Origin of the sequence: Aestuariispira insulae, from assembly GCF_003385955.1 — a bacterium.
Classification (GTDB): domain Bacteria; phylum Pseudomonadota; class Alphaproteobacteria; order UBA8366; family Aestuariispiraceae; genus Aestuariispira; species Aestuariispira insulae.
The window spans coordinates 416,792-430,152 of sequence record NZ_QRDW01000003.1; the positions used below are offsets into that span (position 1 = coordinate 416,792).

3 protein-coding genes are annotated in these 13,361 nt (G+C 57.4%); all 3 read right to left on the reverse strand.

The features are described from left to right. Positions 1 to 399 precede the first annotated feature (399 nt). On the reverse strand, positions 400 to 10,074 hold the full coding sequence (locus DFP90_RS10905) for a tandem-95 repeat protein (protein WP_115936482.1): 9,675 nt from the start codon (positions 10,072 to 10,074) through the stop codon (positions 400 to 402). 64 nt (positions 10,075 to 10,138) lie between these two features. After that, entirely contained in the window at positions 10,139 to 10,540 is a 402-nt protein-coding gene (locus DFP90_RS10910; RefSeq protein ID WP_115936534.1) for a calcium-binding protein, read from the reverse strand. A gap of 782 nt (positions 10,541 to 11,322) precedes the next feature. Further along, positions 11,323 to 13,361 (reverse strand): LamG-like jellyroll fold domain-containing protein (locus DFP90_RS22845; RefSeq protein WP_281269699.1); only part of this gene is annotated, 2,039 nt, incomplete at its 5' end.

The following is a 13,361-nucleotide window of genomic DNA, read 5'->3' on the forward strand; positions in this document are numbered from 1 at the left end:
AAATTAAACATTAAATGGAGGATGCTCAGAAAAACCTACTTCAGCGAGCGGGTCTTTCCTAGATAAAACAATATATTAAGTTGAAAGTCTTTCAAATTGATCTGGTCAAATAAATTCGGGCCCGCCGGGCAGGCGGGCCTAACATGACTTACTTGGGGGGTGAAAATGTTAAGTGACTCATAACTTGAGAATTCAATTTTCAAAAACCCGCCACCCTGTGACATATAAAATGCGAATGGAATGACGCATAACACGCGAATTATTATATGTGCGTCATAAAATATTGAAATTATTCATGAAAATTAAAACCCATATTTTACAATCAAACTCATATCCGTCAGTGACTCTGAAAGGAAGCCCCGCCTTTTGTTAAGGCGGGGCTGGTTGCTCAAAGGATGTTCACGACCATTTGGATGCTACAAGAGTTTGAAACTCGGTCGTGTAATCCGGATCGGTATCGACCGTGCCGGCTTCGATGTCCGCCACGGTGAAAGCGCTCATCGCATCCACTAGCGACTGCACATTGGCGGCACTGAGTATCTGGCCGTCGGCCAGTTCCAGACTGCCGACCTGTTGCGGGGTGGCGGCGTCATACCAATCCGCCACCGTCACCTTGTCGGTGGAGCCCAGCTGGCGCACCACCAGATCGTCGCCTTGCCTCGCAAACCAGACCTCATCTTCGGTGATGCCCGCGCCGAACAGGACCTTGTCGGACGCATCCGCATTTGTGATGAGATCCTGCCCGGATCCTTCACTGATGAGATAAATGTCAGCGCCGCTGCCGCCGGTCAGAGTGTCGTTGCCGGTGTCGCCGACAAGTTTGACTTCAGATCCTTCAACCTTCCAGACATCGGTATCCGGTTCCAACTCCAGCGTGCCATTGATCGTGAAATCGTTACCGGTTCCGCTGCTATCGCTGATGATCGACCCATCGTCGGCAAATTCAAGATTGAAGCCGTTATTCCCATATTCACCGGCAAACTCCTTGGCAATCCATTCGCCATCCACCATTGCCCCAAAGGAATCGGCATCAAGGGCTTGGCCATCGACCAGTTCGATATTCGCTTCCGTCACACTGCCGCTGGTATCGCTGCCGTAGGGATCGACGCCAATGACGGTTTTTGAATTATCCTTGTTGACCCCCAGCTCACCTCCGGCAACCGGCCAACTGGCGTTAAAGTTAACCGTTTGCTGGACACCATCGATATAGATCCGGATCTGGTCCGCCTGCTCCGTTGCCCCGGTATTCACCGAGAGCACAAGATGGAACCACTCATCCGCCGGCAGATCGATATCCACATAGGCAAATGTGTTGAAGCCACCAATATCCAGCTGGTTCAGATCTTTGCGGTATTTGACGGAGAATAAGGAGCTGTTGTCGGTCCCTTCAACCCCATAGAGATAGGTGAATTGGGAATCACGCGCCATGCTGGCCCAGGTGGAGAGGGTGAATATACTCCGATCCCCCGCCACATTGCTGGTCCTGCTGAGGTAATTGGCATCGCCATCAAGGACCACACCATTCTTCAGCCAGGGCTTTTGCACCCCATCCGCGGCAATTAGGATGTCATCCCCGTCACCGCCGATAAGGGTGGTTGCCGCGGCATCCCGGTCCAGCACGCCCTGATCCCGGAAAACGCTTCCCTGTTCGGTAAAGCCGCCATTTCCTGCGCTGTCGCTGGTCAGTTCGCCTGATCCATCAAAAGCCAGATGGAACCCGTTGCCGCCATGTTCACCGTCATAATCCCGGCCATCCCAGCTGCCGTCGGCCATTTCACCGAAGCTGCCGCTGTCCAGTGCCGTGCCGTCCACAAGATGCACATCGGCCAGGACAACATCACCGCTTGGCGAGGTGCCATAGGGATCGATGCCCAGAACATGATCCCGCCCTCCCATATTCACAGCCAGCTCACCGCCTTCACCTGGCCAGTAGGGATCGTTTAACTGAACCGTCTGCTCAGCACCATCGAAGGCAATCTTCAACTGCTCGGCTGGATCCGAGGCGGTCAGATCCACGGTCACGGTCAGGTGAACCCATTCATTGGCCACGAGCGGATCACGGTTGGCCCCCGTCCCCAGATTGACCTGGGCCAGGGTATTGAAGCCATCAATATCCAACTGGTTCAGATCTTTGCGGTATTTGATAGAGAAAAGATCCGAGTTTGTGCTGCCGCCCTCAACCCCGAAAAGATAGGTGAAGGTTTCGTCCAGTGACGGTTTCACCCAGGCCGCAAAGGTCCATGTCTGTCGGTTTCCATCCGCCGAAGCGGCCCGCTCCAGATAACCGCTGGTATCGCTCAGGGATGCTCCTCCGCGATATACAGCATCAAAGATACCTGATCCGTTTCTCAGGCGATCATCCCCGGCGCCGCCGTCGATAACCTGAACACCGTCATCACCGACAAGAACATCATTGCCGTCGGTTCCGGCGAGAATGCCCATCGGGCTGGTGATCGAAAGTTCCTCATACCCGGCCAATGGGGAATAATTCCAGGTGGTTTCCTGCAGATCCAGGGTAATTGAGTCATTCGCCGATTGCGCATAGAGCGCCGGGAACCAATCCAGCCGGGTATCCAGCGTTGCTACGGCATCGGCGCTGTTCCACCAGTCGTCACCAACGCCGAAACGCAACTCACCGCTATCCGCATCATAGGCAAAGCGATGGATCGTTCCCGTGCCAAAGGGAGAGGCATCCCCTGCCTGGATCGCATAGACAAGCGTGTCATTTACATAGAGCCCGTCGCTGCGCACACCAACATGACCGCCGGTCAGTTCCAAGCCTGCAAACGGCATGGCCAGCGACCCATACTGGCCTTCCGTGAAGTCGCTGGCCACAAGGCCGCTGCCGACACGTCCAGCCGCAGATTCACCTTCGATTTCGGTTTCCCAATAGGTCAGCCCGCTCAGGCGCTGTTCCAGCCAGACCTGGGAATAGGTGGCCGCACCGTCGGCCCCGCTTCCGGTATAGGTCAGATCCTCATTGGAGAGGCTGCCGTAACCGCCGTAGCGGGCGATGTTCTCGTCCAGATTGGCATAGAGCTTGGTGCTGTGAACCTCATCATAGCCCGCCGGGATATCTGTGCCCTGCCAATCATCCTCACGGATGACCAGCTCAATACGATCCGAGCTGGATTGTGCATAGACTGCAGGGAACCATTCCAGCGAACTGTCTAATGTGGCAACGGCCTCACCGCCATTCCACCAACTGCCATTCACACCGAAACGCAGGGCGCCGGTTTTCGCATCAAAGGCGTATTGGCAGCGCGCGCCTGCCTGCCAGACAGTGGGATCATTGAGCGTATCGCGGGCATAAACCAGGCTGTCGTTGACATAGAGCCCGTCATCGCGGATTCCCACATGACCGCCGGTCAGCTCCATACCAGAGGGCATGGCCAGCGAACCATACTGGCCTTCCGCGAAGTCGCTGGCCACCAGCCCGCTTCCCACACGGCCCTCGCCCACAAGGCTTTCCGCCGTCACCACGGTTTCCCAATAGCTCTGACCGCTCAGGCTGTGTTCCAACCAGACCTGGGAATAGGTATCTGCACCGGGTATGCCGCTCCCTGTATAACTGAGATTTCCGTCGGACAGGCTGCCGTTACCGCCAAAGCGGGCAATGGTTTCATCCAAGCTGCCATAGACCTTGCCAAGCAGCTCACCGATGGCGATTTCCACCGTTGCATCCCTGGAATAGCCATGGCTGTCCGTCACCCGGTAGGTGAAACTGTCGTTGCCCTCGAATCCGGCCGGATCGTAAGTATAGGTTCCGTCCGCGTTCACGATGACCGAGCCGTTGGCTGGACCGTCGACCAGCTTGAATGTCAGGCTGTCGTCTGCATCGGCGTCTGTTCCGTGCAGGATATGGCTGACTACCTCCGCTTCCGGGAGGACAATCCGGCCGCCCAGCGCCTTCGGCCCTCTGTTGGCTGGATCGAGGATTTCATCCCCGTCGGCGAAGCGCAGGGTCTCCACATTGCTGACGGTGTCGGTGCCGTCGTCGCCACCAGCGGCCGCATCCAGGTCGCGCACATTGATCGTGCCGTCGCCATTATCCTCGATCACATAATCGGCGCGGATGCCGTTGAAGATGGCGATATCCTCGCCGTCGCCGCCGTCGATGATGTCGTCGCCGACATTGCCGGTGAGGGTGTCATTTCCAGAGCCGCCATCCAGGCTGGTGCCGTCGGCCAGGTAATTGACTGGCGCGGTGTGCTGGAAGGCCTCCTGGCCGAAATTCAGCTTGGCATATTCAGGATGCGATCCGGCCGTCGTACCGAACATGGCATACCAGTCATCATCCGCAACCGCCGTGCCACCGGTCCCGGCATGGGGGTCACCATTCTGCCAGACGCCATTTTTGGCAAACCAGACCAGTCCTTCATCCGGGGAGAAGGCAACGGAGATTACATCGTTATTGTCATAGCTTTCGAAATTGGCCAGCACGGCCGCGCCGACCCGCAGTTCACCAGAACTGTGATAAACCACAGCATTGGTGGCGGAGTCGGAACTGCTGGAGGATTCGGTGTTATAATCTCTGTTGGCGATGCCGGTCATCTTATAGGGTTGGTTCCCCCCTGTATGGGTAACCTCCCAATACCAGAGGCGGCCTTTTCCCAGTACAGAGTTGGAAATGATCCTGTCATCGGATCCAGTCCGGACTGTCAGATAATCTGCCCCAAGATCGATATCCTCCCCATTTTCCGGTGTCTTCCAGGTCAGTTCCGGCTGAATATCCCTGGCAGAGAGCTGGTCATCCCCGGCGCCGCCATTGACATCGCCAAAGGCGTAATCGCTGATGATCACATCATTGCCGTCCGTACCGGAAAAGTCGGACTGATTCAAATTGAACTCACCGCTCAAGGGCTGGTATTCAAGGCCCGGATCATACCAGAAGCCGGTTTGCCCGTCATTGGTATTCGCGCCGAAATTGGCCCGGATATCAGACCCGGTCTTATAGGTTCCATAGTCGGCTGTCAGGCCATCCGATGCGACCGAATAGTTATCATCAAAATCCGTAAGATTCGCGACAAGACTGCCATTGCGGTAAAACTCCACATTCCCGGTTTCGGCATCATATGCCATCCCGACGCGATCATTGCTGGTATAAGCCAGATTCGGTATTTCCAGCGAGTCATTCAATTCAACCGCATTGGTCGTTTCGGCGTCAATGAACGTGATCCGGCCATCATTCACCCAGACGGCTTGGCTCAGGTTCGATGTGCTGCCCTCCATGGAACGGAAACCAAAGAAAACCGTACCATTGATAGTGATCGGCTCCATCTCGATATAGGTTTTCCCAGTGGTCGGCACTTCAGTGCCGGACTGATACCAGACCGTGGTGTCATTGGTTGAGATAACCCGAGTGCCATTCTCACTGAGTGTCGCGGTTCCACCGCCCACATTATTGACCAATTTTGCGAAATCATCCGAATTCTCAGGTTCCCTGCCACCATCATAGGATTCGATCTCCATCACCGCATCCGACGAATAGCCATGGCTGTCGGTCACCCGGTAGGTGAAGCTGTCGGTGCCGGTGAAGCCTGCTGGATCATAGCTATATGTGCCGTCCGCATTGACGGTGACGGTTCCATTGGCCGGGCCTTCGATCAGCTCGAAGGTCAGGCTGTCGCCCGCATCCACGTCGGTGCCGTGCAGGATATGGCTGACCGCTTCCGCTTCCGGCAGCACAATTTTGCCACCCAGCGCCTCCGGCCCGCTGTTGGCTGGATCGATAACGGCATCCCCATCGGCAAAGCGCAGGGTCTCCACATTGCTGACGGTATCAGTGCCGTCGTCGCCACCAGCGACCGCATCCAGGTCGCGCACTGTGAGGGTGCCGTCGCCATTATCCTCTATCACATAGTCGGTGCGGTTGCCATTGAAGACGGCAATATCGTCGCCGTCGCCGCCGTCGATGATGTCGTCGCCGACATTGCCGGTGAGCAGGTCATCGCCACCGCTGCCGTCGATGGTATCCCCACCGGAATCACCGATCAGCACATCATTGCCGTCGGTGCCATCCAGTTTTTCACCGGAACCGCTGAACACCCGCTGCTGGATGGTGCGTCCGCTGCCATCCTCGCCGGCGCCGCTCCACCAGGTCACTACATAGCCGCCGTCCCTCAGGGCGGCGACCTGGGCATTCTGGTCATCCGATACCTGGCTGTCCGCATTCACCAGGATCTCGTCGGTCTGGGCATTGCCATCCGCATCATAGCGACGCAGATAGACATCCCTGCCGTTCGAGGACCCGTTCTGGTCATTGGACTGCCAGACAATGACAAAGCCACCATCGGTCAATGCCGTAACGGCGGGCATGTCCTGATACTTTGTTTCATGCTGATTGACCTGGAACTCCCCGCCGACCTTATTGCCATCGGCGTCGAATACCTGGGCGAAGACACCCCGGCCGTCCGCATCCTGACCGGCGCTCCACCAGGTCACCACATAGCTGCCATTGGCAAGACCGGTCACCTGGGGATCCTGGTCATCGGAGGGCAGATCCGTATTCACCAGGGTCTCGTCACCGACCTTATTGCCGTCGGCATCATAACGCTGCAGATAGACATCCTTGGCATTTGAGGACCCGTTCTGGTCATTGGACTGCCAGACAACCACAAAACCACCGTCGGACAAGGCGGTGATATCCGGCATGTCCTGGGCGTAGGTTTCATAGCTGTTGACCAGGAATTCCCCGCCGGTTTTGATCCCATCCGCATTAAACATCTGGGCATAGACACCCCGGCTGTCCGCATCCTGATAGGCGCTCCACCAGGTCACCACATAGCCGCCATTGGCCAGGCCGGTCACCCGTGGTTCCTGGTCATCGGAAGCCAGATCCGTATTCACCAGGGTCTCACCATCGACCTTATTGCCGTCGGCATCATAACGCTGCAGATAGACATCCTTGGCATTCGGCGAGCCGTTCTGGTCGTTGGACTGCCAGACGATCACATAGCCGCCATCCGTCAGCCCCGCCGCATCCGGCAGGTCCTGGCTGAAGGAGGTGAAGGTGTTGACCTGGAACTCGGAACCGACCTTGTGGCCGTCAAAGCCATACCGCTGGGCATAGATCCCTTCCGCGCTGCCGTCCTGGCCATCGGAACTCCAGGTGACAACCCAGCCGCCATCCTCCAGCGAGGCGATGGCCGGATCGCTCTGGAAATCAGTGCCGTAACTGTTCACGATCTCCTCGGCACCGCCGCTGTCCGGTGCGGCGTCACCTATTTCAATCTGCATCACCGCCTGGGTGACAACTCCGTCACTGTCCTCCACCCGGTAGGTGAAGTTGTCGGTGCCGGTGAAGCCTGCCGGATGATAGGTATATGTGCCATCCGCATTGACCGTCACGGACCCGTTGGCCGGGCCGGAGACCAGGCTGAATGTCACCGCGCCATCCACATCCGCGCCATGCAGGATATGGCTGACGGTTTCCGGCGCGGGCATCACAATCCGCCCGCCAAGCGCTTCCGGGTCGCCGTCATTCACCGAGACCAGATTCACATTCAGGCTGGCAATCTCACTGTCGTCAGTCCCGTCATTGACCTGGTAGCTGATCACACGCGCGGTCACGTCCGGCGCTTCGGAGGTATTTTCATAAGCGATGCTGCGGAGCAGATCCTGATAGTCCGCAAGCGGGGCTTCGCCGCTGAAGGTGAGCACGCCGGTTGCCGCGTCAAAATCCGCCGACACACCGGACGGCAGGCTGCCATGGGTGAGGATATCCTCGCCCGCAACATAACCGCCGATGCTCACCGTTGCCGAAAACAGGCTCGTGCTGTCCACATCTGTGACTGTGAGGTCCGCATCCAGCAGCAGCGGCGCATCCCCTTCCGTGAAGGTAACATCGGGACCCACATCCCCGATTACCGGCGCATCATTCACCGGCGTTACATTGATCACCGCTGTCGCGCTGTCACTCAGGCTGCCATCACTGATGGTGAAGGAGAAGGTGACGTCGGCATCACTGAGATCCGTCGCCGGGGTGAAGATCCAATCGTCACCGGAGGCGACAATTGTGCCCAAAGCCGGGTTCACGGTCACAGCCGTGACGGTCAGGTCATCGCCATCTACATCTGTGCTGTTGGCCAGCAGCTGGGCCGCGGTGATTGTGAGCGCCGTGTCTTCAGGCGTTTCGCCCAAATCCACATCACCCGCCATTGGTGCGTCATTGACCGCCGTCACCGTGATCGTGCCGGTTGCCGCCGTGGTCACCGTGCCGTCGGAAACGGCATAGCTCAGATCCATCGTGCCGTTGAAATCAGCATCCGGCTCAAAGGTCCAGGTGTCGTCCCCATTGTCGGTCACCGTGCCGTTACTGGCGGTAACCGGGCCAACGACCGACAGGTCATCCCCATCCACATCCGAGGCATTGGCCAGAAGCTGGGCCTCGGTCAGGGTGATCGCTGTATCCTCCGCCGTCACATGGCTGACCGGACCGCTCACCACCGGCGCGTCATTGCTGCCGGTGATGGTGATCGTCAATGTGGTTTGCGCGGTGCCGCCATTGCCATCGTCAATGGTGTAGGTGAAACTGTCGGTGAGGCTTTCGCCCACGCCGAGCGACTGCACCAGGCTGTTTGCATTGTCCAGGGTATAGTGATAATCGCCGCCGCTCTGGATCACCACAGACCCGAAACTGCCTGCCGTTGCAACGCCTACATTGCCTGTGGCGCCGTTGACCTGGGAGACAGCGAGGCTGTCGCCGTCCACATCATCGTCATTGGTCAGCACATTGCCGGAAACCGGATTCAGTGCCCCGTCTTCAACAATGCTGTTGGCATCCGCCGCCGCAACCGGCCCGTCATTGGAACCGTTGATGGTGATGGTCAGGGTGGTCTGGTCGGTGCCGCCATTCCCGTCATCGACGGTGTAGGTGAAACTGTCGGTGAGGCTTTCGCCCACGCCCAGCGACTGTACCAGGGCATTGCCATTATCCAGGGTGTAGGCGTAACTGCCGTCGGCCAGAAGCAGCAGGCTGCCGAAGTTGCCGGAAACCGTATTGCCCACATTGCCCGCAGCCCCACTGACCTGGGAGACGCTGAGGCTGTCGCCATCCACGTCGCTGTCATTGGTCAGCACGTTGCCGGTCACCGGGTTCGGCGCGCTGTCCTCGGTCACACTGTTGCTGTCCGCCACCGCAACCGGACCGTCATTGGAACCGTTGATGGTGACGGTCAGGGTTGCCTGATCGCTGCCGCCATTGCCGTCATCGATGGTGTAAGTGAAGGCTTCCGTCAGGCTTTCGCCCACGCCCAATGCCTGAACCAGGCTGTTGCTGTTATCCAGGGTATAGGCGTAACTGCCATCGGAGAGCAGCAGCAGGCTGCCATAGCTGCCGGTGAGGCTGGTGCCCACATTGCCGGCATCGCCGTTGACCTGCGAGACATTGAAGCTGTCACCGTCCGCGTCACTGTCATTGACCAGCACATTGCCGGTGACCGGGTTGGGGGCGGTATCCTCGGTGATCCCGTCCGCGTCATCCGCGGCCACCGGCGCGGTATTGGGATTTGTGGAAATCGGGCCGTCGTCGAACAGAAGATATTCCACATTAGTGAGGAGATCGGTGCCGTCCGTGCCGCTGACCGTGGTCACGCCCGCATCGGTGGTGATGGTGTAATCCGTGCTGTTGCCACTGAAAACGGCCGTGTCGGTACCGGCACCGCCATCGATGGTGTCGTTGCCGGCACCCCCGGTGATCACATTGTCGCCGGCATCCCCGGTGAGGATGTCATCGAAATCCGAACCCGTCAGGTTCTCGATGCCCGTATAGCTGTCGCCCGCCGCATCGCCCGTGTTGCCGGAGGCATCGGCAAGATTGGCCGTGACACCGGCACCGGCATCCTCATAGCTGGCGGTATCCGACCCCAGGCCGCCGGTCAGCACATCCGCCCCAGCCCCGCCGATCAGAAGATCATCATCGGCACCGCCATCCAGATTATCATCACCGGCGCCCCCCATCAGCGTGTCATTGCCCGAATCTCCGGTGATGGTGTCATTCCCGGCGAACCCCTGGATCACGTCATGGCCGGTGCCGCCGTCGATCACATCATGCAGCGAGCCGCCGTTGATCACATCATCGCCGCCCTCGCCGTAGATCTGGTCGAGGCCGGAATTGCCCTCAATGGTGTCATTGCCGTCACCGCCGTGGTATCACATCATCATTGGCGCCGCCGATGATGGTGTCGTTGCCATCGCCGCCATCCAGATAGTCGTCACCGGCATTGCCGGTGATGGTATCGTCCCCGGCACCGCCGTAAATGGTATCGGAAGCCGAGCCGCCGCTGATCTCATCATTGCCCGCCCCGCCGTCGATGGTGTCGTTGCCGCCATTGCCGTCGATCACATCATCATCGTCGCCGCCGTCGATCACGTCATTGCCGGAACCGCCGTCGATGGTATCCATCCCGGCGCCGCCCTCGATCACATCGTCGCCGCCCTGTCCCTTGAGCACATCATTGCCGCCCAGCCCCTGGATCAGGTCATTGCCCGAACCGCCGGTAATGGTGTCGTCGCCTTCGGATCCTGTAAAAGTGCTCATTGGTCATTTCTCCCGCGTGACAGATCAAAAACAGCCCGGACGGCCCGGCCAGACCGGGTTCCGGAAGGGATTGAGGGAGAAGAATGGGAATGGAAACAAGGCGGATTCCGGACGATAATGCGCCCAAATCAGGAATTGATATCCGCCCAATAAACTTCTAGATGAGTTTGCTTCCTGCCCCTGAAATCACCCCCACAGGAACGGCCCGCACATGGCCATTCGCAGCCTTATGAATCGCAGTCTAATGGCACCGCTTTCTTGAAGGCAACTATTAATAATTGAATTTTAAAGGAAATTTTTGGTAAGGCAGAACATTAAGGCGTGTTGAGATGTCGGTAACTATTGGATGCGGTCCTGTCGGCATTGATGGAATTATTTATCGAAGTCGGCGGTTCTGAAATGTGGTGGGAAACAGCGGCTAGGCTGGAAGAAATCGCATAATTCTCTGACTAATCCACGAAATGAAAACGGGCCCGCATTGGAGGGCCCGTTCGCATTTTATGAGTCAAGTTTCTCAGGTTATGAGTCACTTAACAACAAATGTTAAGTGACTCATAACCTGAGAATTCAATCTTCCAAAACCCGCAGAATTCCGCGACCCCGTGACACATAAAGTGCGAACGGAATGACGCATAACGTGCGAATTATTACGTGTGTCATTTAAGTTATTGAAATAAAACAATAAAATATCACCACAATCTTTGGGCTGCCTTCGTATCTGCCAGGGGCTTGAAGAGCGGCCCCGCCTTGAAGAAAGGCGGGGCCGGTTGTTCAAAGGACATTCACGACCATTTCGAGGCCACAAGGGCCTGGAAACCGGTGGTGTAATCCGGGTCGGAACTGACCGCGCCTGCTTCGATGTCGGCCACGGTAAAGGCGCTCATGGCATCCACCAGGGACTGGACATTCGCGGCACTGAGCACCTGGCCGTCGGCCAGCTCCAGTTCGCCCAGCTGCTGCGGTGTTGTGGCATCATACCAGTCCGCGACAGTGACCTTGTCGGTGGAGCCCAGCTGGCGCACCACCAGATCATCGCCTTCATGGGCAAACCAGACCTCGTCTTCGGTGATGCCGGCCCCGAACAGAACCTTGTCGGTGGCATCCGCATCGGTGATCAGGTCCTGGCCGGCGTCTTCATTGATGACAAAAGTGTCGGCGCCGGTGTCGCCGGTGAGGGTGTCGTTGCCGGTGCCGCCGTCCATTACCGATCCGCTATTGGCAATCAACTCCAGACCTGTCTGAGAGACCAGATCCGTTGTATCCAGATTGGTGCCGACAAAGTTATTCCCACCATTGCTCTGGTCCTCACCGATATTTTCACCATTGGAGAAATCCAGATGGAAACCATTGATACCTAGGGATATCTCCGCATCAGGCATAGACATCTGCCAGTTGCCTTCCACCGATTGCCCCAGCATCAGGTCATTCGAGCTTTCGATTGTCGCGCCGTCCCGGAATAGGACGGCACCAATGTCACCACTGAAATCATATTCGGAGGCTCCCTGCAAACCACCAATTCGGTGTTCCCAGCCATAGCCGATCACGGAGTCCGCCCATCCTGCCAGGAAGGCGGAACCTGCCATAGTGCTCGTGGAATATTCCATACCGTTGACAAACAGGCGGACATACTGGCCGCCGCTGTCATTGACATCAAAGGCAACAGCCACATGCGCCCACTCACCAACCGTATCGATAACAGTATCGCTGCTCACGGAATAGTAGGTGCCGGGGCTTGGGTAATCCACGCTGTAACTGCCAAGGTGCAACCGGTTATCATTCGTGAAACCGAACCAGCCGTAACCGGTTCCCGGCCCGCCATTGCGCGCGGTTAAGATGGCATCGGTCTGGTTCTGGCTATCGCGTTTTACCCAGCTTTCAAACACCCAGGTCTGGTTGCTGCCCGAAGATGAGAGAGCCCGGGATAGATATTCCCCGCCATCCAGGGAAAGGGCCGATTGGACGACTCCCGTCTGTATACCAGTGCCCGCCAGCAAAATATCATCACCATCCCCTCCGATGAGAACATCTTTGCCCGTGTTGCCGACCAATGTGTCATCACCGTCACCACCAACAAGTGTTACACCACTTGCCGGGAAGGACAATCCAGACTCCGCAACCAAGTCACTGGAATCAAGGCTGTTGCCGGAGAAGTCGTTCCCGCCACCGCTCTGGTCCTCGCCGATATTTTCACTGTTGGAGAAATCCAGGTAGAAACCGTTCGTCCCAAGGGAGGTTTCCGCATCCGGCGACGCCATCTGCCAGTTGCCTTCCACCGATTGCCCCAGCATCAGGTCATCCGAGCTTTCGATTGTCGCGCCATCCCGGAATAGGACGGCACCAATGTCACCACCGAAATCATATTCTGAGGCTCCCTGCAAACCACCAATCCGGTGTTCCCAGCCATAGCCAAAAACGGAATCCGCCCATCCCGCGAGGAAGGCTGACCCTTGCAGCGTACTCGTAGACAGTTCCACACCATTGACAAAGAGGCGTACAAATTGTCCACCGCTGTCATTGACATCAAAGGCTACGGCCACATGCGCCCACTCACCAACCGTATCGGTAACTGTATCGCTGCTCACGGAATAGTAGGTGCCGGGGCTTGGGTAATCCACGCTGTAACTGCCAAGGTGCAACCGGTTATCATTCGTGAAACCGAACCAGCCGTAACCGGTTCCCGGCCCGCCATTGCGCGCGGTTAAGATGGCATCGGTCTGGTTCTGGCTATCGCGTTTTACCCAGCTTTCAAACACCCAGGTCTGGTTGCTGCCCGAAGATGAGAGAGCCCGGGATAGATATTCCCCGCCATCCAGGGAAAGTA

Bases quoted from the DNA above. Each gene is read 5' to 3' on its own strand.
- DFP90_RS10910 (WP_115936534.1), bottom strand. From the start codon at position 10,540: ATGAGCACTTTTACAGGATCCGAAGGCGACGACACCATTACCGGCGGT.